Below are 23,382 nucleotides of genomic sequence, written 5' to 3'. Positions count from 1 at the left end.
GTCGGGGCGCCGGCGGCTTGGCGCGCGCGCGCCGGCGCGCTAGAACGGCGAGGACAGCGTCGCGTATCCGGGCCCCTCGTCGGCCCCAACCCTTGAGGACCACCGCCGCCATGCAGATCACCTGCCCTTCCTGCGCCGCGCAATACGACGCGCCAGACGCCGCCTTCCCCATCGAGGGGCGCGTGGTCGAATGCAGCGCCTGCGGCGCGCGCTGGCTGCAACCCGGCCCGGCGGCGCCCGCCGCGGCCGGCGACGCGGCGCCGCGCGTGCCCGGTCTGGCCGAAGCGGCGCAGGCGCTGGCGGCGCTGCGCGAGGGGGCGTCCGAGGACGACGACGAGGACGGCGAGGACGGCCGCGAGGCGCCCGCCGGGCCCAGCGCCCAGCGCATGGCGGACGATGGCTGGCCGGACGCGAAGGCCGCCGCCGGCCTGCGGGCGGCCGAGGTCGAATCGGCGGCCCCGCCGGGGGAATCGGCGCCGGACGAGGACGCCGCCGATGAGGGAGGCGCGGGCGAAGGGGGCGCGGATGACGCGCCGGCGGATGACGGCTCAGCGCTGGCCGACGCCCTGCGGGCGCGGCTGGCCGAGGCCGAGCGGCCGGCCGACCGCCGCAGCTGGCTCGACGACGAGGAGGACGAGGAGGACGAGGGGGACGACGCCGAACCCGCCGGCTCGGCCAATCTGGCGGCGCGGCTGCGCGCCAGGCGCGCGCCCGACCTCCCCGATGCCGAGGACGGCCCGGATGCCCCCGACGCCGACGCGCAGTCGCCCGCAAGCGACGAGGACGAAGCGGCGCCCCGCCCCGCCGAGGCCGCCCTTTCGGCCATCGCGCCGCCCCCCGCGCGCGCATCGCAGCCCGAGCTGGACGCCGCCCGTCTTGCCGCCCGCCTGCGCGAGGCCGACCCCGCGCCCGCGGCGCGGGGAGGCTTTCGCATCGGCTTCGCCGCGGCGGTCCTGATCGCCGCGCTGGCGGCGGGCGCCTATCTGACCAAGGATCGCATCTCGGCCGCCGCGCCGGCCGCCGCCCCCGCGCTCGAAGCCTACGCGCGCTCGGTGGATGCGGGGCGCCTGGCGATCCGCGACGGCGCCGAAGCGGCGCTTGAGCTGGGCGGCGATCTGGTCGAGAAGCTGCGCCGCGCCATCGCCGACGCGCTGGATCTGCCGCCCCAGCCCGAGGCCCTGCCCGAAGCGCCCGCCGCCGATCCGCGCGACGAGGGCGCGGCCGAGCCGGCGCCGGGCGGGACAAGCGCGAACGGCTGATCCCCCGGGGGCGGAGCGGGGGCGGAGCGCATCCGCGGCGCATGGGCCTTGCGGCGCGGCCCGGCCGATCGGTCGCGCAACCGGCCTTGCCGGCCAGGGGCGCGAGGCCCGAACCGGGCCGCGAAGATCCGCGACGCCTCGGCGCGCAAGCGCGCGCCGCTCGGGCGCAGAGCCGATCCCGACGCCCCGCCCCTGGTCGGCGGCCGCCGGCGCCGGGAAAACGACGACGCGCCTCGCCCGCGGGCCCCGGCGCCGGGCGCGGGACCGCCGCGCGAGTCATGAGGCCGGTTCCCCATCGCCGTCGAAGAGCCAGGGCAAGGGCCGGCGGGCGACGCCGCCCGGCCCGCGAACGTCTCGCGCCCCCTCCGCCTTGCGTCTTCTCCGGCGCGCATTCCTCGCCGCCCCGCGCCCATCGCGCGCGGCGCGGCGGGATGGGTTTGCGCGCCCGCGCGGGCTCCTCGGCCATTGCTCCGCCCGCGTTCGATGACTGGTCCGCCCTTGCGGACCCGCGCGACGGACCCATGCGCCCGCTTCGCTCGCGCGGCGGCGCGACCTTGATTCCGCCGGCGCCGATCCTCGCCCCAACGCCCGTGCCGCTCACGCGGCGGCGCGACCCGCCCCGGCCGGCGCTCGGGCCGAGGCGGCGGGCGGCGGCCCTTGCGGTCGCGGCGCCGCCCGTCAGCCCGCGGCGGCCGCGGCGGGCAAAGGCTCGACGCGGATGCGCGGCGGCAAGGGCGCCAGCGCCTTGGCAACGCGCGCGCGCAGCGCCTCGTCGCCCGCCGCGCGCACGACGTAACCCTCGCCCTCCATCTCGACCTCGAGCGCGGGAGCCGGGTTCGGCGCGGTCAGCTCGGCCAGCGTTTCGCGCGCGATGCGCTCGAGCGCGCGCCGGCGCAGCTCGGGCTTGAAGATCTTGCCGACATTGGTGGTCGCCATGGCGGGCAGGATCTCGACCCAGCGCGGGCGGGCGGGCGGCTCGTCGACATGGGCGCGGGCGAACTCCAGAAGCTCTTCCTCGCTCGCCTCGGCGCCGGGCGCCAGCTCGACATAGGCCACGGGCAGCTCGCCGGCATAGGCGTCGGGCGCGCCGACGGCCGCCGAGATGCGCACGGCCGGGTGCTTGTCCAGCGCCTCTTCGATCACGCGCGGGTCGATGTTGTGCCCCGAGCGGATGATCAGATCCTTGGCCCGGCCCGCCAGGTGCAGAAGCCCCGCCTCGTCCAGATAGCCCACGTCGCCGGTGATGAGCCACCCGTCCGCGTCGAAGGCCTTGGCCGTGGCGGCGGGATCGAGATAGCCGGGAAAGACGTTCGGCGCCTTGAACAGGATCATCCCCGCCTCGCCGGGCGCGGCCTCTTCGGCGGTCGGGGCGCCCTCGGCGTCGAGCCGCGCGATGCGGATGCGGCTGTGCGGCAGGCGCAGCCCCACGCAGCCGGCCGGCCCGCGCAGCCCCGGCGGGCGGATCGAGACGATGCCGTGAGTCTCGGTCATGCCCAGGCTTTCGTGCACATGCAGGCCGAACTGGCGCTCGAAACGGGCGGCGAGCTCGGGCGGCAGCGGCGCCGCGCCGGTGCGGCAGTAGCGGATGCGCGAGACGTCGGCGCCCTCGAGCGGCACGTCGGCCAGCGCCGCCAGCACCGTCGGCACGGCCGACAGCGCCGTGGCGCCGTATTTCTCGGCCAGCTTCCAGTAGTTGCGGAGCACCTCGCGGTTGCGCAGCAGGCCGGTGGTGGGGATGACCATCTCGAGCCCGGCCGAAAGCGAGGTCAGCGAGGCCGGCAGCACCCCCGCGACGTGAAACAGCGGATAGCCGTTGATCGTCACGTCGCGCTCGGTCACGCCCTGCATCTGCACGCAGGCCCAGGCGGTGAAGACCTGCCCGCCATGGGTGTGGCGCGCCAGCTTGGGCGCGCCGGTGGTGCCGCCGGTGTGGAAATAGGCGGCCGTGTCCTCGGGGCGGATGACGCGCCCCGAGACGAGGCGGTCGGCGGGCTGATCGGCGATCAGCGCGCGCAGGTCCAGCGCGCCCTCGGGCGTGGGGGTCGGATCGCCGCCCAGCGCCGGGCCGGGATCGACGCGGATCAGATGCGCAAGCCCCTCGACCGCCTCGAACAGCCGCCGCGCCTTGGACCAGTAGCCGGCCTCGGCCTCGTCGCCCCAGGCGATCAGCGCCTTGGCCCCGGCCGCCCGCATCAGGTCGGCCAGCTTGTCGTCGGTCAGGAGCGGGTTGAGCGGCTGCGTGACGCCCGCCGCCTCGGCGCCCCACAGGGCCAGATGCGCTTCGAGGCAGCCCGGCAGAAGGAAGGCCACGGCGTCGTTCGGGCCGATCCCCAGCGCATGCAGCGCGTTGGCGGTGCGGGTGACGTTGGCGAAAAGCTCGGCGTAGCTCCAGCGGATGGGGGCGTCCGCCGGATCGCCCGTGCGCAGAAAGGTCAGCGCCGTCTTGTCGCCGAAGGCGCGGGCGCTGTCGGCGAGGATCTCGTAGGTGCTGGCCGGCTTGATCGCCTTCTCGAGAGGAATCGCCTCGATGGCCTCGACATCGGCCAGCGAGCGCACCTGACGCATGGGGACGAAGGGCATGAGCGTGCTCCGGTCTTGCGTTGCGTTGCGGGCGCGGCCCGCGCTTGGTTCCTCAGGCCGCCGGCCTGCCGGCGCGCCGCGCGCCGATGGCCGCCAGGCCAAGGCCCGGCGCGGCCAGGGCCAGCCCCGCCGCCGCCAGAACGACGTGCGGCAGGCCGATCCAGGCCCCGCCCGGCAGCGCCAGGAGCAGCCCGCCCAGCCCCACCCCCGCGCGCCAGAGCGCGCCGAGCGGGCCGCCGGGCAGATTTCCCACCAGGCTGACATGGCCTTGCAGCGCGCCCCCGATCAGCCAGATCCCGGCCAGCGCCGCGCTCAGCGCGGCGGCGACCTCCCATGCGGGCGCCTCGCCGATCAGCGCCGGGTTCAGCACGAAGAAGAAGGGCGCGACATAGATCACCCCGCCAAGGCGCATGGCCTCGATGCCCGTGCGCATCGGCCCCGCGCCCGCCATCGTCGCGGCCGCGAAGGCGCCCAGCGCCACCGGCGGCGTGATGTAGCTGACCATGCCCCAGTAAAGGATGAACAGATGCACCGCCAGCTGGTTCAGCCCCGCCTGTTCGAGCGCGGGCGCCAGCACCACCGCCAGGAAGATGTAGCAGGCGGTCACGGTCATCCCCATGCCGAAGACGAAGGCCGTGACCGCGCCCATCGCCAGCAGCGCCAGCGTCGAATCGCCGGCCATGAAGATCAGCTCGTTGACCAGCGTTCCCGCCAGCCCCGTGGCCGAGAAGGCGCCCACGATCAGCCCCACGCCCAGAAGCACGGCCGTCAGCTCGGCCAGCGAGCGCCCCACCCCGACCACGAGATCGGTCAGCGAGCGCAGCGTGAAGCGGTGGCGGCGCATGACCTGGTTGATGATCAGCAGCAGCGCCGTGGCGTAGAACGGCGCCAGCGTGTCCATGCGCCAGGCGACCATGAGGAAGATCAGCACCCCGAAGACCAGCAGATAGGGCCAGCCCTCGGCCGCCGCGGCGCGCAGGGTGGGCGCCTCGCCCGGCGCCAGGCCGCGCAGGCCGCGCCGGGCCGCATAGGCGTCGATCTGCACGAACAGGCCGAAATAGAACAGCAACGAGGGAATCATCGCCGCCAGCGCGATCTCGACATAGGGCCGCGACAGGAACGAGGCCATGACGAAGGCCGTCGCGCCCATGATCGGCGGCATCAGCACGCCGCCCGTCGAGGCGCAGGCCTCGGTGGCCGCCGCGTGCCGGGCCGAAAAGCCCGTGCGCTTCATGGCCGGGATCGACACCGCCCCCGTGGTCAGCACGTTCGAGATCACCGAGCCGGACATCGAGCCCATGAAGCCCGACGCGAAGATCGCCACCTTGGCCGCCCCGCCGCGAAAGCGCCCCACCAGCGCCAGAGCCAGATCGTTGAAGAACTGCCCGCCGCCGGTCTTCTGCAGCGCCGCGCCGAAGATGATGAAGCCGATGACCAGGTTGCCGAAGGCGCGCATCGGGATGCCGAACGAGCTTTCGGACGAGATCATGTGATACGCCGCCAGATCCCAGAAGGGCGAGGCGAAGCCCGACAGCGGGTCGGGAATGCGGTCGGCCACGGTCGGATAGAGCGAGATCACGGCGACGATGACGAACAGCGTCAGCCCGCCCGCCCGGCGCGTGGCTTCGAGGATGAGCAGATAGAACGCGATCGAGACCCAGCGCGCCGCGTCGGGCGCGGCGTATTCCCAGCCCATCTCCAGGCTGGTTTCCGCCGTCCAGGCGAAATATCCCGCCCCCGCCAGCGCCAGCGCGAACAGCGCCCAGTCCACCGCCCCCGGCCCGCGCGCGCGCCGCAGCGGAAAGACCAGGAAGGCCAGCGCCAGGAAGATCCCCCCGAGGATGTAAAGATAGCGCCCCTCGATCAGCACCGCGCCCAGAAGCTGAAGGTTGAACAGCTGGTGGATGCTCAGCGCCACGCCGGCCAGGGTCAGCGCGGCGATCGCGGCGCGGGCGGCGGGGCTTTCGACCGGCGGGGGCTCGCCGCCCTCGGCGAGCAGCTGTTTCTTGCTCATCTGCGCTCCATAGCAAGGACGTGTCCGGGCAGGCGGCGCAGGCGAAAGGGCGCGGGGGCGGCGCCGCCTGCGCCCCCGCGCCCCGGGCAGGACGCGCCCCGGATCAGAAGACCACTTCGAAGCCGCCCTCGGCCAGCGCCTTGCGCCGCGCCTCGGACCAGGCGGCGTCCCAGTCCTCGGGGTTCTGCGCCTTCAGCTCGGCCCACGCCTTGGCCAGCGCCTCTTGGCGCGCGATCAGGCGATCGTTGTGCGCCTGGGCGGCGTCGGACCACACGCCCAGCTCCTTGAAGTAGCGCACGGCGCCCTCGTGATAGGGCACGACCCATTCGAAGTTCTGCTTTTCGAGCGCCCAGCCGTTGATGCCCGGCGCCTTGTCCTTGTAGGCGGGGAACAGCTCGACCATGGCGCGGGTCATGTTGTAGACCAGATCGGCGTCCTGATCGGCCATCGCCACCAGCACCGGATAGGCGTAGCCGGCCGTGGGCGCGCCGTCCGTGCCGTCGATGTTGGCGCCGACCTTGGCGGTCATCGGCTCGAAGAAGGGGGCGACGGCCTTCATGCGCGCGATGCCCTCCTTGTTCTCGGGGTCGATGGGCGGCCAGACCAGCCCGCGCGGCGAGGCGGCCATCTCGTAGGCGCGGCCCGAATTGGTCGAGGCGAAGGCCGCGTCAACCTGGCCGTTGACCATGCCCTTCCAGCTGTCGCCGAAGCCGCCGAACTCGACCTTGACCACGTCGTCCCAATCCAGCCCGGCATAGGCCAGATAGGCGGTGACGTTGACGTTGAGCGCCGGCGCGCCCTTGACCCAGGCCACGCGCTTGCCCTTGAGGTCGGCGTATTCCTTCACCCCCACATCGCCCGCGACGCCCACCGACAGGCCGACCGTGCCGCCATTGTTGGCCAGCAGCAGCCGCACCGGCTGCGGGCCCCAGTTGGGCGCGCCGAATTCGAACGCGCCTTCCTGCGCCATGAACGAGCCCCCGACCCCGGTGGCCGAGAACTGCACCTTGCCCTGGCGCAGCGGCTCGGCGCGGGCGACGTCGTTCTTGCCCGGCAGAACGCGCAGATTCACGCCCAGCGCATCCTGCAAGGCGGCGCCGATGGCGACGGACTGGTTGTATCCGGCCGATCCGGTGCCGTAGGCCGTCCACGCGATCTGGCGCGGCAGCTTGATGTCGGCGGACCACGATGCGCCCGGCGCGGCGGCGAGCGTCAGCGCCAGCGCGGCGCCTGCGAGGCGGTCGAGTTTCATGGCGTCCTCCCTTGGTTGCGGACTTGGTTGCGGAAGCGAATTGCGAACCGCAGTTCCGTTATGCGGAAGATTTGAGCATTTCCCGCCGGGTCAGGCAAGCGCCGCAAATGATTCGCCCGCGGCGCGGCCGGCGCTTCCCGCGATGCGGAAGCGGCTTCGGGGGCGCTCGCGCGCCGAATCGCCGCCGCAAACCGGGATGATGACCCTGGGGCATTCATGGTCGAGACAGGGTGATTTCCGCGACCTGCACATTCATGAACAGGGATTCAGACTGCGTTTTTCAAAAATTATCATTTGTTAACAAAGCGTTAAAATCATCAATTTAATCCAACAAGAGGCTTGATCGGATGAACGGATGATGGCAGTCTTTCTCTCGTAGCGTAGTTGGTGAAGCGTAGCGGTCACGCGCTGATGAGTATCAAGCGCAGCGTAGCGTAGGGAGATGCGTAAGTAAGACGTCGCGAGTATTGACGTTCAGTGAATTTCGCGCCGGCGAGGACCCCAAACCTCGTCGGCGCTTCTCTTTTTCGACGTCCGCCCGGACACGAAAAGCCGCGCAGGCGAAAGAAAACGCCCCGGCCGATGGCCGGGGCGTCGGGGTCGGCAAGCGCGGGCGGTCCGCCTTCAGCCGATCAGGCCCATGCTCTCGAGCTTCAGGATCACCTGATGGGCGCAGTTGTCCACGTCCTGCCCCTCGGTGTCCACGCGCAGCTCGGGGTTCTCGGGCGCCTCGTAGGGGTCCGAGATGCCGGTGAACTCCTTGATCTTGCCCTCGCGCGCCAAGCGATAAAGCCCCTTGCGGTCGCGGCGCTCGCATTCCTCGAGGCTGGTGGCCACATGCACCTCGACGAAGGCGCCGTATTGCTCGATCATCTCGCGCACCGCGCGCCGCGTCGCCGCATAGGGCGCGATCGGGGCGCAGATGGCGATGCCGCCGTTCTTGGTGATCTCGGAAGCCACATAGCCGATGCGGCGGATGTTGATGTCGCGGTGCTCCTTCGAGAAGCCCAGCTCGGAGGACAGATGCTTGCGCACCACGTCGCCGTCCAGCAGCGTCACCGGCCGGTCGCCCATCTCCATCAGCTTGATCATCAGCGCGTTGGCGATGGTCGACTTGCCCGAGCCCGACAGCCCCGTGAAGAACACGGTGAAGCCCTGCTTGTTGCGCGGCGGGAAGCGGCGGCGCAGCTCGGCCACCACCTCGGGGAAGGAGAACCACTCGGGAATCTCGAGCCCCTCGCGCAGGCGCCGGCGCAGCTCGGTGCCCGAGATGTTGAGCACGGTCGCGCCCTCGGGCACCTCGTCGGCGGGGAAGTATTGCGCCTTCTCCTGCACGTAGACCATGTGCTTGAAGGGCACCATCTCGATGCCGATCTCTTCGGCATGGGCGGCGAACAGCTCCTGCGCGTCATAGGGGCCGTAGAAGTCCTCGCCCTTCGAGTTCTTGCCCGGCCCGGCGTGATCGCGGCCGACGATGAAATGCGTGCAGCCGTGGTTCTTGCGGATCAGGCCGTGCCAGACCGCCTCGCGCGGGCCGGCCATGCGCATGGCCAGGTTCAGAAGGCTCATGGTCGTGGTCGCGGCGGGATACTTGTCCAGCACGGCCTCGTAGCAGCGCACGCGGGTGAAGTGATCGACGTCGCCGGGCTTGGTCATGCCGACGACCGGGTGGATCAGCAGGTTGGCCTGGGCCTCGCGCGCGGCGCGGAAGGTCAGCTCCTGATGCGCGCGGTGCAGGGGGTTGCGGGTCTGGAAGGCGACCACGCGCCGCCAGCCCAGCTTGCGGAACAGGGCGCGCAGCTCGTTGGGGGTGTCGCGGCGGGCGCGGAAGTCGTAATGCACCGGCGGCTGGATGCCCAGCACCGGCCCGCCCAGATAGACCGGACCGGCCACGTTGTGCAGGTAGTTCACCGCCGGATGCGCCAGGTCGTCGGCGCCGAACACCTTCTCGGCCTCGCGCTTCTTGTTCGGGCGCCATTTGTCGGTGACCGACAGGATGGCCAGGATCACGCCTTCCTGATCGCGCAGGGCGATGTCCTGGCCCGGCTCGATGCGCTCGGCGAACTCCTCGGACACGTCCAGCGTGATCGGCATGGGCCAGAGCGAGCCGTCCGCCAGGCGCATGTTCTCGACCACCGAGTCATAGTCGGCCTCGGTCAGGAAGCCCTTGAGCGGATTGAAGCCGCCGTTCATCAGCAGCTCCAGGTCGCAGATCTGGCGCGGCGTCAGATCCCACGAGGGCATGTCCCCCGCCTCGCGCTTGAGCTTGGCGGCGCTTTCGGACGAGACGTAAAGCTCGGGGACCGGGGCGTGATTGGAATGCGTCATGACAACTCTCGGCTCGATGATGCGGCGGGCGCGCGGCGCCGGCCGGGGTTCCGGCGCGGCCGGCGACTCGGTGCGCGTTTTCGCCCCTGCGGCGGAAAAACACAACCCGCAGGGGATGCGCCCGGCGCATGACAGGGTTGCGCGGGCCGCCGCGCCCGCCGGGACCGGCCGAGCCGTCAGATCGCCGCCTTGCGGCTTTCCTCGATGTAGATGGCCCGCAGGCGCCGCGCCACCGGCCCCGGCGCGCCGTCGCCCACCGGGGCGTCGTCGATCTCGACCACCGGGGTGACGAAGGTGGTGGCGGCGGTGACGAAGGCCTCGGCGGCGTCCTTCGCCTCGTCGATCGTGAAGGGGCGCTCCTCGACGCGCATCTGCGCCTCGCGCGCAAAGCGCAGCACCGCGGCGCGGGTGATGCCGTGCAGGATGCGGTTCGACAGATCGCGCGTGACCAGGACCCCGTCGCGGGTGACGATCCAGGCGTTGTTCGAGGTGCCCTCGGTCACGAAGCCGTCCTCGACCAGCCAGGCGTCGTCCTTGCCCCGGGCCTTGGCCTGCATCTTGGCCATCGAGGGGTAGAGCAGCTGCACCGTCTTGATGTCGCGCCGCCCCCAGCGCAGGTCCTCGAGCGAGATCACCTTCAGCCCGCGCTCGGCGGCCGGGCTGTCGATCAGCGCCCTGGCCTGGGTGAACAGCACCAGCGTCGGCGTCATGCCCTCGGACCAGGCGAAGTCGCGATCGGCCGCGCCGCGCGTGACCTGAAGGTAGATCATGCCCTCGGTCAGGCCGTTGCGCCGGATCAGCTCGCGGTGAATCGCAAGCAGCTCGTCCTCGGAGCATGGCGCGGGCATGTCCAGCTCGGCCAGCGAGCGCGCCAGCCGCCGCGCATGGCCGGCGAAGTCCACCAGCTTGCCGTCGATGACCGAGGTCACCTCGTAGACCCCGTCGGCGAAGAGGAACGCGCGGTCGAAGATCGAGACCCTGGCCTCCTCTTCGGGAAGATAGGCGCCGTTGACGTAGACGGTGCGGCTCATGGCATCTCTCCGTGTCCTAGCCCCAAAGGGCGGCGGGCGGCGGGTGCAGGCCCGCCGCGTCGTATGTCAGGGGCGGCTCGCGGTCGCGCGCCAGCAGCAGCGGACCGTCCAGATCGACGATCCGCGCCCCCTGCGCGACCAGCGTCGCCGGCGCCATGGCCAGCGAGGTGCCCATCATGCAGCCCACCATCACCCCCAGCCCGCGCGCCGTCGCCTCGTCGCGCAGCGCCAGCGCCTCGGTCAGCCCGCCCGTCTTGTCGAGCTTGATGTTGACCATGTCGTAGCGCCCGGTCAGCGCGTCCAGCGAGGCGCGGTCGTGGCAGCTTTCGTCGGCGCAGACCGGCAGCGGGCGCGCGATCTCGGCCAGGGCCTCGTCCTGCCCGGCGGGCAGCGGCTGCTCGACCATGGCGACCCCGAGGCGCAGCATCTCGGGGGCCAGCTCGGCGTAGGTCTCTGCGCTCCAGCCCTCGTTGGCGTCGACGATGATCGTCGCCTCGGGCGCGCCCTCGCGCACCGCGCGCAGCCGCTCGAGGTCGCCCTCGCCGCCCAGCTTGACCTTGAGCAGCGGCCGGCCGGCGTTCTCGGCCGCCTTGCGGCGCATGCGCTCGGGCGCGTCCAGCGACAGGGTGTAGGCGGTCGCCACGGGTTCGGGCTCGGGCAGGCCCGCCAGCTCCCAGGCGCGCCGGCCGGCGCGCTTGGCCTCCAGATCCCACAGCGCGCAGTCCAGCGCGTTGCGCGCCGCGCCCGGCGGCAGCGCCGCCTGCAGCGCCGCGCGGTCCATGCCGTTGGCGATGTCCGCGGCCAGCGCCGAGATGGCGTCCATCACCCCCGCGACGCTTTCGCCATAGCGCGCGTAGGGCGTGCATTCGGCCCAGCCGCGGCGCTCGCCCTCGGTCAGCGTCACGGTCACCACGACCTGCTCGGTGCGCGACCCGCGCGAGATGGTGAAGGCCTCGCGCAGGCGGAACGCCTCGCGCCGCAGATCGAGACGGATCATTCCAGCGCCTCGGCCAGGCGGTCGGCGCCCTGGCGGAAGGGATCGACGGTGGGCAGGCCCATCTGCCGCTCGACCGCGGCGAGGTAGTCGAGCGCCTCTTCCTCGTCCATGGCGGCGGTGTTGATCGAGACGCCCACCACCTCGCAGGCCGGGTTGACGATGCGCGCCATGCGCAGCGCCACGTCGCGCAGGTCCTCGAGGCTGGGAAGCGCGTATTCGGGCAGGCCGCGCATGTGCCCGCGGGTCGGCTCGTGGCACAGCACCAGCGCGTCGGGCTGGCCGCCATGGATCAGCGCCAGCGTCACGCCCGAATAGGAGGGGTGGAACAGGCTGCCCTGCCCCTCGATCAGGTCCCAGTGGTCGGGCTCGGCGTCGGGGGTCAGCCACTCGATCGCGCCGGCCATGAAGTCGGCCACCACGGCGTCGAGGGGCACGCCCTCGCCGGTGATGAGGATGCCGGTCTGCCCCGTGGCGCGGAAGTCGGCCTTCATGCCGCGCGCGCGCATCGCCTTCTCCATGGCGAGCGCGGTGTACATCTTGCCCACCGAGCAGTCCGTGCCCACGGCCAGGCAGCGCTTGCCGCTGCGCTTCTTGCCGTTGGCGATGGGGTATTTCACCGTGGGCACGCGCACGTCGTGCAGCTTGCGCCCGGCATGGCGCGCGGCCTCGACCAGCAGGGGCTCGTCGCGCAGCAGGTTGTGCAGCCCCGAGGCCACGTCCATGCCGGCCTCGAGCGCCTCGCGCAGCACCTTGATCCAGGCGGGCGAGATCATGCCCCCCCGGTTCGCCACGCCGACCACCAGCGTGCGCGCGCCGGCGGCCGCGGCCTGCTCGATGGTCATGTCGGGCAAGCCCAGATCGGCCTGGCAGCCGGGCATGCGCAGCTGCCCCACCACCGATTCCGGGCGCCAGTCGCGGATTCCCTGCGCCACCTTGGCGGCCAGCTGGTCGGGGGCGTCGCCGAGGAAAAGAAGGTAGGGTTGCTCGAGCATCGGGCGTCTCCGTGATGTGGCGGCGCGCAGCGCCGGGCTTTCGGGCGATCCGAGCATCGGCGCGCGAGCGCGTCAATGGGCGCGCGCGGGGGCGGACGAAAACGCAACGCCGTTCGGCGGGCCCGCGCGGATCGGGCCGAATGTCGAAGATCCTTCGTCTAGATCACCAAACGACCGAAGATCATTCGCACGGCGCCGCGCCATGCAGGCGATTGTTCCGTTTCGCGCCGCGCGTTTGCGCAGCCCCGCGGCACGCGCGGCCCCCGGAGCCGGCCCCGCGCGGCGCGACGGAACGACCGAGCGCGCGGCGCCCCCGCCCCTCGCGGGCTTCGCGCCGCGGCGCACGACGCCCCTGCGGCCGAGCGCCGCGCCGGAGCGCTCGGTCCCGGGCCGAAGCGCGCCGATCAACCGGCCGCGCGGGCGGCCGGCGGCTTGCCCGCTCCGCTCGCCGACGCCCTTGCGGCCTTCGCCGACGCGCGCGCCTCCGCTCCCGGCCCCGCGCCTTGCGCCGTTCCCGGCCCCGCGCCTGGCTCCGCGCCTTGCGCCGCACCCGCGGTCGGCCTCGGGTCGAATGCCGCCTCGCCCCCGGCGGCCGCGCCATCGCCCGGCTCGAGGTCGAAGACCCCGGACAGGACGGGCGGCGGCGCCAGCTCTTCGGGAACGGCGCACACACGCGCCCTCGCCATCGCCCGCCCCAGCCCCGGCGCGGCGGTCAGCACGGCGAAGGGGATCGCCAGGCACAGCCCCGCCAGCACCGGCGCCGCCCAGGGCAGGGCCTCGGGCGCCCTGGCCCAGACCGCGGCGGCAAGGCCCAGGCCGAAGAGCGTCTGCATCCACAGCCCCCGCGCCGCCTGCCCCCAGCCCAGCGCGTAGGCGTCGCGCGCCTGCGCGCCCCAGACCACCGAACGCCCCGCCGCCAGCCCCGCCAGGAACAGCGTCGTGCGAAAGGCGACCGCGGGCGCCATGAGCATCGAGAACACGGTTTCCACCGCCGCGCCGGCCGCAAAGCGCAGCCGCCCGCCATAGCGCGCGGCCTCGCCCGGCCGCAGGGCGACGTCGATCCACCCCGCGATCTTGGGAAAGAGCGAGACCGAGAACATCACCAGCATCATCGAGGCGGCGAAGGCGGCGTCGACCTGGCCGGCGCCGCCCTCGAGCAGCTTGAACGCCGCCGTCGCGGTCATCAGCATCCAGGCCGGCGCGGCCAGATACATCGCGATGGCCGCGAAGAGCTGAAAGCGCGACATGGGCTTGAGCCCGCGCAGCCCCAGAAGCCCCCAGTATTGCATGTTGCCCTGGCACCAGCGCAGGTCGCGGCGGGTGAAGTCGAGCAGCGTCGGGGGGTTCTCTTCCCAGCTGCCGGCCTCGACGGGCATGACGCGGCACTCGTAGCCGGCGCGGCGCATCAGCGCCGCCTCGACCTGGTCGTGGCTGAGAATCGCGCCGCCCAGCGGCGGGCGGCCGGGCAGGCGCGGCAAGCGGCAATGGCGCCGGAAGGGCGCGACCCGCACCAGCGCGTTGTGCCCCCAATAGGGGCCGCAATCGCCATGCCACCAGGCCGCGCCCAGCGTGAAGCTGCGCATGCCGTGGCGCATGCCGAACTGGAAGATCCGCGCGAAGGCCGAGCGCGCCGGCGCCCCCACCGCAAGGCTCTGCAGGATGCCGATGCGCGGATGCGCCTGCATGATGCGGGTCATGCGCAAGACGGTCTCGCCGGACATCAGGCTGTCGCTGTCGAGCGGCAGGAACAGCTCATACCCGCCTCCCCAGCGGCGCAGGAAGTCGCGGATGTTGCCGGCCTTCCAGCCTGCGTTGAGCGGCCGTCGGCGATAGATCAGCCGCGGCCCGAGCCGGGGCGCAAGACGCGCCAGCGCCGCCTCTTCGGCCGCGATCGCCTCGGGACGGTCGCTGTCGGACAGCACGAACAGGTCGAAATGCGCGCCCTGGCCCGTGGCGTCGAGCGACTCGCGCAGGGCGGCCAGGCGCGTCAAGGCGCGCTCGGCATCCTCGTTGCGCAGCGCCATGGCCACCGCCACGCGCGCGCGCAGCGGCGCATCGGAGTCGGCGGCGGCCATGTGCGGGGCGGCCGCCGCCAGCCCGTCGCGGCGTCCATGCGCCAGCCACAGGCCGATGAGCGCGTTCCAGAAGCCCATGATCGTCCACGGCGCCCCCACGGCCACGCAAGCGAGCGCGACGGCGTCGCTGACCGACCAGCCCCCGGCGCCGAACGCATGCGCCGCCCCGGCCAGCACCAGCGCCAGCGATCCCAGATTGAGCGCCGCCGCCGTCGCCCGCCGCCGCGCCAGCATGCGGCGCGGCTGCAGCCCTGCGGGGGTCAGGCGGCGCGGCGCGCGCGGCGGGCGCACGCTGGGCGCGCCGGCGGCGCCCTCTTGCGCCGTCCCCCGCAGCCCCACGCCGGCGAAGGCGGACGCCTCGGCCGGCGCGGGGCCGCAAGCGGGAGCCGCGCCGGCCGGGCCTGCGCCGCCGCCCCCGGCGCCGCCGGCGCCCTCGCCCGGCCCGGCTCCGCTCGTCGCGCCCGCGTCCTGCCGGCCAGGGCCCCGGGCGCCGGCCGCCCCGTCAACCGGCCCGCCCGCCGCCCCCGGGGCAAACACGCCCTTGGGCCGCCCGACGCCGTCGGCGCCCGGCGCGCCCATCGGCGCATGGGCGGACCCCGCCCCGCCGCCAGAGCCGCCGCCAGAGCCGCCGCCGGACCGCTGCGCCGCGTCACGGGGCGCCAGGCCCGGCACGGGACCGGCGCCCTGGTCAGGCGCCGCGCCGCCGCGCGGCGCGGGCGGCGTGGCGCGCGCCTCCGGTCCCTCAGGCCGAGCGCCCCCCGGCCCCGCGGCCCCGGGCCGGGGCGCAAGCCTCGGCGCCGGCGCCTCGTCGCCAGGAAGGCCGTCGGCCCGCCGCCGCGCGGCTTCGCTGTCGGTCATGTGATGCGCCTCCCTCTGGACCTGCGGTCCGCCTTGCCTACTGTTGCCGTCACGAGTCGCGAAAGGCCCCCGCATGGAAGCTCACGCATTGGTGTATGCCGCGCCCCGCCGCGCCGAGATCCGCCCCGTCGCGCTGCCCGACGCGCCGCCGGGGCCCGATCACGTGCTGGTGCGCGCCCTGGCCTCGGGGCTGAGCCGCGGCACCGAGCGCCTGGTCTTCGAGGGCCGCGTGCCCGCCTCGGAACATGCGCGCATGCGCGCCCCGATGCAGGTCGGCGACTTCCCCTTCCCCGTGCGCTATGGCTACGCGCTGGCGGCCGAGGTCGAACAGGGGCCGCCCGAGCTGGCGGGCAAGCGCGTCTTCGCCCTGCACCCGCACCAGACCCGCGCATGGCTGCCCGCGCGCGCCTGCCACCTGCTGCCGCCCGGCCTGCCGCCCGCGCGCGCGACGCTGGCGGCGAACATGGAAACCGCGCTGACCGCGTTGTGGGACGCGGGCGCGGGGCCGGGCGACCGCATCCTGGTCGTCGGCGCGGGGGTCGTCGGCTGCCTGATCGCGCGGCTGGCGGCGCGCATGCCCGGCTGCGAGGTCTTCGTGACCGACAGGGTAGCCGAGCGCGCCCGCATCGCGGGTGAACTTGCCGTGACCTGGCGCGCGCCCGACGACCTGCCCGCCGGTTGCGACCTGGCCTTCAACTGCACCGGCGCGGGGGCGGGTCTGCAAGCCGCGCTCGACGCGCTGGGTCCCGAGGGGCGCGCCGTCGAGGTCAGCTGGCACGGCGACGCCGAGGCCACGCTGCGCCTTGGCGGCGCCTTCCACGCGCTGCGGCTGACGGTGGCGTCCTCGCAGGTCGGGCGCGTGCCGCCGGCGCGCGCCCCGCGCTGGGACGGCCCGCGGCGCCTTGCGGCGGCGCTGCGCATCCTGGCCAAGGACCCGGCCCTCGACGCGCTGATCGAGCATCGCGCGCCCTTCTTCGACCTGCCCGCCCGCCTGCCCGCGCTGCTTGCGCCCGGCGCGCCCGGCGGGGGCGTGGCGATCGCATATCCCCCGGCCGGCCGCGACGGCGCGCCGGCGCAAGCAAGGACCGCCCCATGACAGGACAGGAAGCCTCTCTTTACGCCGTCGAGGTGCGCGACCATGTGATGATCGCCCACTCGCTGCCCGACCCGCTGTTCGGCCCGGCGCAGAAGCTGCACGGCGCGACCTATGTCGTGGACGCGGCCTTCATGCGCCCCGAGCTGACCGAGCAAGGCGTGGTCGTGGACATCGGCCGCGCGCGCGAGGCGCTGCGCGCCGCGCTGGCCCCGCTGGACTACGGCAATCTGGACGAGCTGCTGCCCGGGCGCCTGACCACCACGGAATATCTGTGCCGCCACATCTACGAGCGACTGCGCGACGCGGCGCGCGCGGGGGCGCTGGGGCCGGGCGCCGAGGGGCTGACGCGCATCCGCGTGACGCTGAGCGAGTCGCATCTGGCCCGCGCCTGGCACGAAGGCCCGGCATGAGCGCGCGCGCCCCGGCGGCCTGGCTGGCGGTTCCGGGCGCGCTCGACGCGCCGACGGGGGGCTATGCCTATGCCCGGCGCGTGCTGCGCGCGGCCGGGGGCCTGCTGGGGCATCTGCCGCTGCCCGGCGGATTTCCCGATCCCTCGCCCGCGCAGATCGAGGGCGCGCTGAAGGCGCTTTCGCTGGCGCGCGGGCCGGTGGCGATCGACGGGCTGGCGCTGGGCGTGCTGCCGGCCGAAGGCGTGGCCGCGCTGGCGGGGCCGGTCATCGGGCTGCTGCACCATCCGCTGGGGCTCGAGACGGGGCTTGAGCCGGCGCGCGCCAGGGCGCTGCTGCAAAGCGAGGGCGCGGCGCTGCGCGCCTGCGCCGCGGTCGTGACCACAAGCGCCGCGACGGCGCGCGCGGCGGCCGAGCTCTTCGCCCTCGATCCCGCGCGGGTGCATGTCGCGCCGCCCGGCCTTGCCCGCGCCGCCCCCGCCCGGGGCGCCGAGCCCGGCGCGCCTCGGCTGATCCTGGGCGTCGGCGCGCTGACCCCGCGCAAGGGCTGGGACGTGCTGCTGCGCGCGCTGGCCGCGCTGGGGCCGGGCGCGTGGCGCTGCGCCATCGTCGGCGCGCATGACCGCGACCCGGCCGAGGCGGCGCGCCTGCGCGCGCTGATCGCGCAGCTGGGCCTGGAAGAGCGGGCGACGCTGACCGGCGCGCTCGACGCGCCCGCGCTCGAGCGCATGTTCGCGCGGGCCGACATCTTCTGCCTTCCCAGCCGCTACGAAGGATACGGCATGGCCGCGGCCGAGGCGATGATGCGCGCCCTGCCCGTCGTCGCCACCCACGCCGTGCGCGAAGCCGCCCCGCCCGGCGCGGCGCTGCTGGTCCCGCCCGACGATCCCGAGGCGCTGGCCGACGCGCTGGCGCTGCTGCTCTCGCGCCCCGAGGCGCGCCGGCGCCTGGCGCAGGCGGCGCGCGCGCATGCGATGACCCTGCCCGACTGGGACGAGACCGCGCGCCGCATCCTGCGCGTCGTGCGCGATGTGCGCGGCGCGCCGTCGGCGGCGGCGCGGGCATGAGCGGCTTCGCGCTCGACTGGCTCGACCTGCGCGCGCCGGCCGACCGCGCCGCGCGCAGCATGGCTCTGGCCCGGCGCCTGGCCGCGTGGACCGGCGGCGCGCCGCTTGCGGCCGTGGATCTGGGCGCCGGAGCGGGCGCGACGGTTCAGGCGCTGGCCCCGCTGGCGCCGCGGCTGCGCTGGCTGCTGATCGATGCGGATGCGGGGCTTCTGGCCGAGGCGCGCCGCCGCACCGGCGCGCGAACGGCGCGCGCCGACCTGTCCGCGCCCGACGAGGTCGAGCGGCTTCTGGCCGGGGCGCGGGTCGTCGCCGCCTCGGCCTTCTTCGACCTGTGCTCCGAGGCCTGGATCGCCCGCTTCGTCCGGGCCCTGCCGCGTGATGCGGCGGTGCTGGCGGCGCTGACCTATGACGGGCGCGAGCGCTGGTCGCCCGCCGATCCGGCCGAGCCCGCCGCCCTAGCCGCCTTCCACGCGCATCAGCGCCGCGACAAGGGGCTGGGGCCGGCGCTGGGCCCGGACGCCGCCCCCACCCTGGCGCGGATGCTGCGCGCGGCGGGCTGGAGCGTGAGCGCAGCGCCCTCGCCCTGGCGGCTGGGGGCGGGCGACGCGGCGCTGATCGCCGCGCTGGCCGACGGCGCCGCCGCCGCGGTGGGCGAGACGGGCGCGCTGACGGCGCCGACGCTCGAGCGCTGGCGGCTGGCGCGGCGCGCCGCACGGCAGGTCGAGATCGGGCATGTCGACATCCTGGCGCTGCCGCCCGGCTGACAAGATGCAAGGACGCGCGGTGCGAATCCCGCGGCCGCGCCGATCCCCTGGGCGGCGCCGCAAGGCCGCCGAGACGCGCCCCGAACGGCCGGCCGACGATCCGACGGCGGGCCCGGCGGACCAAGCGCAGATCCGCCGCGCCGGCCTTCGCGCAGAACCTGCGAGCGCCGCGACCGCGACGCGCGCGCCGCCCGCCGGCGCTGCATGCGTCGAAGCCGCGGCGCCCATTGCGCGCGCAGCCCTTGTCGGGAACCGCGCCCGCCGCGCCCGAACCCGGCGGGCCGCGCCCCGGATCAGCCGCTCCCGAGCATGCGGCGCATCACGCCGTCGCGGTCGATGAAGGCGTGCTTGAGCGCCGCCAGCACATGCGCCGCGGCCAGAAGGCCGATCATCACGCCCATCGGCCCATGCACCTGCCCGAGCAACGTCTCGGACAGCGCCCGGTCCGGCGTCAGCGGCAGCCGCGCGTCGAACAGGAACCAGACCGGCGCCGGCGCGGGATACAGGCTGACGCCGATCCAGCCGACGACCGGCGCCGCGATCAGCAGCGCATAGAGCAGCAGATGCACGATCCGCGAGGCCGCCCGCTCCCACGCGCGCAGCGGCGGATCATGGGGCGCCGGCGGCCGCGCCGCCCGCGCCGCCGCGCGCAGGATCATCAGCCCGAGCACCGTCAGACCCGCCGACTTGTGCAGATCGTAGATCAGATCGAACGCCCCCGCCCCCAGCGCGCCGTTCACGCGCGCCGCCACTTCGGGATCGTAGCCCTCGATCAACAGCCCCGCCGGGATCAACGCGATCACCAGCGCCGCCACGATCCAGTGCAGCGCGCGCTGAAGAGGCGTGTAGGCGCCCGCGCTCATGGCCGGCTCCAGCTGTTGCGCATGTCGCAGGTGAACAGCACGTCGCCGTCGTCGAACACATGCACCTCGGTGCGCGGGCGCAGCGCCTCGTCCAGCCGCTCGATGGGCGAGAGGCGAAAGCCCGGCTTGCCCGATCCCAGGATCATCGGCGACATGAGGATGTGCAGCATGTCCACCGCCCGCGCCTCGAGGAAACCGGCCAGCGTGTCGGCGCCGCCCTCGACAAGAAGGCGCGTCAGGCCGCGCTCGGCCAGCGCGGCGACGATGGCGCGGGGGTCGAAGCGCCCGCCCGGCGCGGGCAGGCGCAGCGCCTCGGCCGGCGGCGGCGGCGGCGGGGCGTCAGGCGCGCTCGCCACCAGCACGGGCGCCGTGCCGTCGGCCAGAATCGCGGCGTCGCGCGGCATGCGCCCGCGCGGGTCGATGACCACGCGCGCCGGGTGGCGGCCGTCGACGCGGCGCACCGTCAGCCGGGGATCGTCGGCGGCGACGGTGCCGACCCCCACGATCACCGCATCGACATGCGCGCGCAGGCGGTGCAGATGCTCGAGCGCGCGCGCGCCGTTGATGTATTTCGACGCCCCCGTGACCGTGGCGATGCGCCCGTCCAGCGACTGGCCGAGCTGCGCGATCACCACCGGCGCGCCATCCTCGCGCAGCGGGGCGAGCGCCTGGGGGCGCGTTGCCGGAGCATGGTTCATGTGCGGCCGCTCCCTTCCTTGCCGACGGGTGCGAGGATGCGCGCGCTTCGCGTCCACATCATGGCCGTCCCTCCGCCGCCGGACAAGACTCGCGCATGGCGCGGGGGCCGGACGACCGGGCGGGCCGCGTCGGGTCTGGCGCAGGCTGCGCCTTCCGGGGCGCGAGCGGCGCCGGCCGGGGCGCGGGCTCGGCGGATGAAGGCGCGGGCTCGGCCGGCAGGCCGCGCCAGGGCTGGCGCTTGAACCAGGACGCCGCATGCGCCGTCGCGATCAGCGCCGCGAAGCCGGTCAGGTTGACCATCGCGTTCGTCCACGGGCTGCGGCCCACCACGTCCAGCCACACCCCGGCCGCCTGCGCCAGAACCATCGAGGTCAGGAACACGGCCAGCGACTGGCTCCCGACCTTGCGGACGACCCGCACCGCCGCCGGCCAGCCCCGCGCCGCCAGCCAGCCGCGCCCGCGCCCGCCCAGCGCGCTCCAGACCAGCGTCGCCAGCGCGGCCAGATGCAGCAGCTGCGCAAGCCCGATGCGCTCGGCCGGCAGGAACAGATCGAAGCCGAGCAGGGCGCGCGCGCCTTCGCCGTAAAGCGCCAGGATCAGCGCGTCGAGCGCGGGCAGATGGGCGCGGATCTCGTCCACATAGGCATGGGGCGCCGTCGCCAGCGCCGCCGCCGCCGCCGCGATCAGCATGCGCCGCCCCGGTCCCGCCGGCGGCACCGCGCGCCGTCCCGGCGCGGCCAGCCGCCGCCCCGCCGGACCCGCCGCCAGCCATGCCAGATAGGCCAGCGCGAAGAAGTGCAGATAGCGCCACCCGCCGACCCAGCTTTTCCACCACAGGAACTCGGTCTGCGCGCGCAGGCGCGCGATCGCCTCGGTCAGCGCCCAGTCGGCCGGCAGGTAAAGCCCCTGGTGGATCTTGAACCACGCGAAGGGCAGCGCCGTGAGCAGCACCGCCGCCGCCGCGATGGCCAGCGCGCGCGAGACCGGCGGCGCCGGCAGCCATCCCATGCCGAAGGCGAAGCCGGTGAAGAACACCAGCTGCCAGCCGAAGGGGTTGAAGAACCAGTCGATCTCGGGCGCCCAGGGGCGCGAGGGCAGATGCGTCCAGCCCAGCTGCGCCGCCAGCCACATCGCCAGCGCGGCCGCCGCCACCGCGCCGCGCCCGCCCAGCCGGTGCAGCGCCATCATCGCCGGGATCATCGCCAGGATCGCCAGATACATGGGCAGGATGTCGAAATAGTTCGGCGTCCAGCGCAGCGTCATCAGACCCAACAGCGCCTCTCCCGTGTTCTCGAAGAACGGCACGATGGGCACGGCCGCCACATAGCGCTTGTCCGGCAGCCCCAGCTGCAGCCGATCGACCGCGTAGAGCAGCGCCGCCACGCACAGGAACAGCCCCACATGCGCCCAATAGACCTGCCAGACGCGATGCGCGATCCGCGCCGTTCCCATCAGCCAGCCGCGCCGCGCGAACACGCCGCCGAAGGCGATGGCCGAGGCCATGCCCGAGCAGAACACGAAGATCTCGGTCGCGTCCGAAAAGCCGAAGCGCGCCGGAATCCACAGCGCCCACGCATCGTTCGGCACATGCGCGACGAAGATGATGAACATCGCCAGCCCGCGAAAGAAGTCGAGCCGCGGATCGCGCCCCGTCCCACGCCCCGACTCGGCCAGCCCCGCGCCGACGGCCGCGTTCATGCCGCGCCCGGCGCGGCGCGCAGCCCGCCGCTCCGCCCCTGGGCGCGCCGCGCCGCGATGGCCTGGCGGCGGCGGGCGCAATAGCCGTCCTCGGCGCCGCGGCGCGCCGCGCGGCGGGCCAGCATGGCCTCGGCCTCGTCAAGCAGCCCGGCGCGCAGGGCGGCCTCGACGGCCAGGCGCTCGAACACGTCGCGCTGCGCATGACTGCCGCCCAGCGCCTGCATGCGCGGCGCGGCGCGGGCGAAGGCGGCATGGGCGCGCGCATGATCGCCGTTGCGAAAGGCCAGCAGCGCCTGCGCCGCCGGAAGGGCGGCCAGGGCGGCGACCTCGTGCTGGTCGTGGTCGAGCCGCTCGGCGTCGCGGGCGATGCGCGCGCTCAGCGCCTCGGCCTCGGCGGCGCGGCCGGCGCGCGTCAGGCTCAGCAGATAGTGCAGATCGGCGAACATCACCTGACCGTCATCGACGCGCCGCGCGCACAGCTCGCCCAGCGCCTCCCAGCGCGCGCCCACATCGACCCCCTCCAGCTCGAGCCGCATCAGCAGCGACGCCGCGTTGGCGATGTCGCGATAGTCGTCGGTGCGGTCGGGCCAGACCTTGCGGTCGTATAGCTCGAGCGCGGGCCCCCAGGCGCCCCGGTCCAGATGGAACAGCGCCAGATGCCACCACACATGATAGCCGAAATTGTTGCAATGCGCCCAGCGCGCCGATTGCCCCGCCAGCCAGCGCACGCCCCTTTCCGGCTGGCCGGTCATGTCGTGGACATGGGCGACGGCGTGCAGCCCCCAGGCGTCGTCGGGCGCAAGCTCGAGCCCCTCGAGCCCGGCGCGCTCGGCGGCGGCGTAGTCGCCCGTCTCTTCCAGCGCGAAGGCCGTGCATCCGAGGAAATAGCCGCGATGCGGGTGATCGGCGCCAAAGCCCGGCGCCTGATCGGCCAGGGCGGCGCGCATCCCGGCCGGATCGCCCAGGATGAAGCGCACCGCCTGCGTCAGCTTCATGGCCAGCGAATCGCCGGGCCAGCGCCGCGCGATGGCCTCGAGCCGCGCGGCCGCGGCGCGCTGGCGCCCCGCGCGCATGTCGGACAGGGCGGCCACATAGGCCGCCTCGCGCGCATTGGCGCCGCCCTGCGCGGCGGCCGCGCGCGCCGCGCGCAGGGCGTCGTCGGCGGCGGGCAGCAGCTCGGCGCGGCCCAGCAGCAGCATGAAGAACCCCTTGGCCGCGTGCCCCAGCGCAAAGCCCGGCTCGGCCGCCAGCGCGCGCGCCAGATGCTCGGGCGTCGCGGCGCCGTGGGCCAGAAAGGCGGCCACGCAGGCGTCCCAGGCGCCGGCGGCCTCGGAGGATTGCAGCGTCAGGTCGTGTCCGGCGGCATCGGTGCGCATGAGCGTCTCTTTCGTCCTGTTTCCTG

At 74.2% G+C, this 23,382-nt stretch carries 17 protein-coding genes; 5 read left to right on the top strand and 12 right to left on the bottom strand.

Annotation, left to right across the window (positions count from 1 at the left end; translation table 11 throughout):
• Positions 1 to 110: 110 nt before the first annotated feature.
• Complete coding sequence (locus tag BMW67_RS15665; protein WP_072746358.1) at positions 111 to 1,259, top strand: zinc-ribbon domain-containing protein; 1,149 nt, start codon at positions 111 to 113, stop codon at positions 1,257 to 1,259.
• Positions 1,260 to 1,937: 678 nt separating this feature from the next.
• On the opposite strand, the gene BMW67_RS06345 is transcribed toward BMW67_RS15665, so the two are convergent.
• The 8 genes from BMW67_RS06345 to mdoH all read right to left on the bottom strand — a co-directional run bounded on the left by BMW67_RS06345 (position 1,938) and on the right by mdoH (position 14,819).
• Positions 1,938 to 3,839: an acyl-CoA synthetase gene (locus BMW67_RS06345; RefSeq protein ID WP_072746359.1), complete on the bottom strand. Its 1,902-nt coding sequence runs from the start codon at positions 3,837 to 3,839 to the stop codon at positions 1,938 to 1,940.
• 52 nt (positions 3,840 to 3,891) lie between these two features.
• Complete coding sequence (locus BMW67_RS06340; RefSeq protein WP_072746360.1) at positions 3,892 to 5,853, bottom strand: TRAP transporter permease; 1,962 nt, start codon at positions 5,851 to 5,853, stop codon at positions 3,892 to 3,894.
• Between the two features lie 103 nt (positions 5,854 to 5,956).
• A complete protein-coding gene (locus tag BMW67_RS06335; RefSeq protein ID WP_072746361.1) occupies positions 5,957 to 7,105 on the bottom strand; it encodes a TAXI family TRAP transporter solute-binding subunit in 1,149 nt (382 codons plus the stop codon).
• A gap of 624 nt (positions 7,106 to 7,729) precedes the next feature.
• The gene (locus tag BMW67_RS06330) at positions 7,730 to 9,433 is read right to left on the bottom strand and encodes a bifunctional sulfate adenylyltransferase/adenylylsulfate kinase (RefSeq protein ID WP_072746362.1); all 1,704 of its coding nucleotides are present in this window, start codon (positions 9,431 to 9,433) and stop codon (positions 7,730 to 7,732) included.
• Positions 9,434 to 9,609: 176 nt separating this feature from the next.
• A complete protein-coding gene (locus BMW67_RS06325) occupies positions 9,610 to 10,464 on the bottom strand; it encodes a D-amino-acid transaminase (protein ID WP_072746363.1) in 855 nt (284 codons plus the stop codon).
• A gap of 16 nt (positions 10,465 to 10,480) precedes the next feature.
• Positions 10,481 to 11,461 carry an N-acetyl-D-Glu racemase DgcA gene (gene dgcA, locus BMW67_RS06320; RefSeq protein ID WP_091764169.1) on the bottom strand — a complete coding sequence of 327 codons (981 nt, stop codon included), beginning with the start codon at positions 11,459 to 11,461 and terminating at the stop codon, positions 10,481 to 10,483.
• Positions 11,458 to 12,453: an N-acetyltransferase DgcN gene (gene dgcN, locus BMW67_RS06315; RefSeq protein ID WP_072746364.1), complete on the bottom strand. Its 996-nt coding sequence runs from the start codon at positions 12,451 to 12,453 to the stop codon at positions 11,458 to 11,460. The genes dgcA and dgcN overlap by 4 nt, the downstream gene beginning before the upstream one ends.
• A gap of 404 nt (positions 12,454 to 12,857) precedes the next feature.
• Complete coding sequence (gene mdoH, locus BMW67_RS06310) at positions 12,858 to 14,819, bottom strand: glucans biosynthesis glucosyltransferase MdoH (protein WP_218139758.1); 1,962 nt, start codon at positions 14,817 to 14,819, stop codon at positions 12,858 to 12,860.
• A 640-nt stretch (positions 14,820 to 15,459) separates the two neighbouring features.
• Here mdoH and BMW67_RS06305 point away from each other — a divergent pair.
• From BMW67_RS06305 to BMW67_RS06290, 4 genes are read left to right on the top strand one after another with little or no spacing between them, the layout of a single operon-like run.
• The gene (locus tag BMW67_RS06305; protein WP_072746366.1) at positions 15,460 to 16,482 is read left to right on the top strand and encodes a zinc-dependent alcohol dehydrogenase; all 1,023 of its coding nucleotides are present in this window, start codon (positions 15,460 to 15,462) and stop codon (positions 16,480 to 16,482) included.
• The gene (locus tag BMW67_RS06300) at positions 16,479 to 16,892 is read left to right on the top strand and encodes a 6-pyruvoyl trahydropterin synthase family protein (RefSeq protein ID WP_072746367.1); all 414 of its coding nucleotides are present in this window, start codon (positions 16,479 to 16,481) and stop codon (positions 16,890 to 16,892) included. The genes BMW67_RS06305 and BMW67_RS06300 overlap by 4 nt, the downstream gene beginning before the upstream one ends.
• Positions 16,889 to 17,956, top strand: a complete 1,068-nt coding sequence (locus tag BMW67_RS06295; protein ID WP_072746368.1) for a glycosyltransferase family 4 protein — start codon at positions 16,889 to 16,891, stop codon at positions 17,954 to 17,956. The genes BMW67_RS06300 and BMW67_RS06295 overlap by 4 nt, the downstream gene beginning before the upstream one ends.
• The gene (locus BMW67_RS06290; RefSeq protein WP_072746369.1) at positions 17,953 to 18,720 is read left to right on the top strand and encodes a hypothetical protein; all 768 of its coding nucleotides are present in this window, start codon (positions 17,953 to 17,955) and stop codon (positions 18,718 to 18,720) included. Before BMW67_RS06295 ends, BMW67_RS06290 begins: the two co-directional genes overlap by 4 nt.
• A 293-nt stretch (positions 18,721 to 19,013) precedes the next feature.
• On the opposite strand, the gene BMW67_RS06285 is transcribed toward BMW67_RS06290, so the two are convergent.
• From BMW67_RS06285 to BMW67_RS06270, 4 genes are read right to left on the bottom strand one after another with little or no spacing between them, the layout of a single operon-like run.
• Positions 19,014 to 19,583 carry a cytochrome b gene (locus BMW67_RS06285; protein ID WP_072746370.1) on the bottom strand — a complete coding sequence of 190 codons (570 nt, stop codon included), beginning with the start codon at positions 19,581 to 19,583 and terminating at the stop codon, positions 19,014 to 19,016.
• Positions 19,580 to 20,281, bottom strand: coding sequence for a RibD family protein (locus BMW67_RS06280; RefSeq protein WP_072746371.1), 702 nt, complete (start codon positions 20,279 to 20,281; stop codon positions 19,580 to 19,582). The genes BMW67_RS06285 and BMW67_RS06280 overlap by 4 nt, the downstream gene beginning before the upstream one ends.
• Positions 20,282 to 20,339: 58 nt before the next feature.
• Positions 20,340 to 21,980 carry an OpgC family protein gene (locus BMW67_RS06275; RefSeq protein ID WP_125458981.1) on the bottom strand — a complete coding sequence of 547 codons (1,641 nt, stop codon included), beginning with the start codon at positions 21,978 to 21,980 and terminating at the stop codon, positions 20,340 to 20,342.
• Positions 21,977 to 23,356, bottom strand: coding sequence for a tetratricopeptide repeat protein (locus BMW67_RS06270; RefSeq protein WP_072746373.1), 1,380 nt, complete (start codon positions 23,354 to 23,356; stop codon positions 21,977 to 21,979). The genes BMW67_RS06275 and BMW67_RS06270 overlap by 4 nt, the downstream gene beginning before the upstream one ends.
• Positions 23,357 to 23,382: the final 26 nt, after the last annotated feature.

Source organism: Oceanicella actignis (assembly GCF_900111545.1).
GTDB lineage: Bacteria > Pseudomonadota > Alphaproteobacteria > Rhodobacterales > Rhodobacteraceae > Oceanicella > Oceanicella actignis.
The sequence above is the reverse complement of the archived record's forward strand: the minus strand, read 5'-3'. Positions and strand labels throughout refer to the sequence as shown.

Coding starts and splice junctions, on each gene's coding strand:
- BMW67_RS06340 (WP_072746360.1), bottom strand. CDS start 5,853: ATGAGCAAGAAACAGCTGCTCGCCGAGGGCGGCGAGCCCCCGCCGGTC.
- BMW67_RS06300 (WP_072746367.1), top strand. CDS start 16,479: ATGACAGGACAGGAAGCCTCTCTTTACGCCGTCGAGGTGCGCGACCAT.
- BMW67_RS06330 (WP_072746362.1), bottom strand. CDS start 9,433: ATGACGCATTCCAATCACGCCCCGGTCCCCGAGCTTTACGTCTCGTCC.
- BMW67_RS15665 (WP_072746358.1), top strand. CDS start 111: ATGCAGATCACCTGCCCTTCCTGCGCCGCGCAATACGACGCGCCAGAC.
- BMW67_RS06325 (WP_072746363.1), bottom strand. CDS start 10,464: ATGAGCCGCACCGTCTACGTCAACGGCGCCTATCTTCCCGAAGAGGAG.
- BMW67_RS06280 (WP_072746371.1), bottom strand. CDS start 20,281: ATGAACCATGCTCCGGCAACGCGCCCCCAGGCGCTCGCCCCGCTGCGC.
- dgcA (WP_091764169.1), bottom strand. CDS start 11,461: ATGATCCGTCTCGATCTGCGGCGCGAGGCGTTCCGCCTGCGCGAGGCC.
- BMW67_RS06290 (WP_072746369.1), top strand. CDS start 17,953: ATGAGCGGCTTCGCGCTCGACTGGCTCGACCTGCGCGCGCCGGCCGAC.
- BMW67_RS06270 (WP_072746373.1), bottom strand. CDS start 23,356: ATGCGCACCGATGCCGCCGGACACGACCTGACGCTGCAATCCTCCGAG.
- BMW67_RS06305 (WP_072746366.1), top strand. CDS start 15,460: ATGGAAGCTCACGCATTGGTGTATGCCGCGCCCCGCCGCGCCGAGATC.
- BMW67_RS06285 (WP_072746370.1), bottom strand. CDS start 19,583: ATGAGCGCGGGCGCCTACACGCCTCTTCAGCGCGCGCTGCACTGGATC.
- BMW67_RS06275 (WP_125458981.1), bottom strand. CDS start 21,980: ATGAACGCGGCCGTCGGCGCGGGGCTGGCCGAGTCGGGGCGTGGGACG.
- BMW67_RS06335 (WP_072746361.1), bottom strand. CDS start 7,105: ATGAAACTCGACCGCCTCGCAGGCGCCGCGCTGGCGCTGACGCTCGCC.
- dgcN (WP_072746364.1), bottom strand. CDS start 12,453: ATGCTCGAGCAACCCTACCTTCTTTTCCTCGGCGACGCCCCCGACCAG.
- BMW67_RS06345 (WP_072746359.1), bottom strand. CDS start 3,839: ATGCCCTTCGTCCCCATGCGTCAGGTGCGCTCGCTGGCCGATGTCGAG.
- BMW67_RS06295 (WP_072746368.1), top strand. CDS start 16,889: ATGAGCGCGCGCGCCCCGGCGGCCTGGCTGGCGGTTCCGGGCGCGCTC.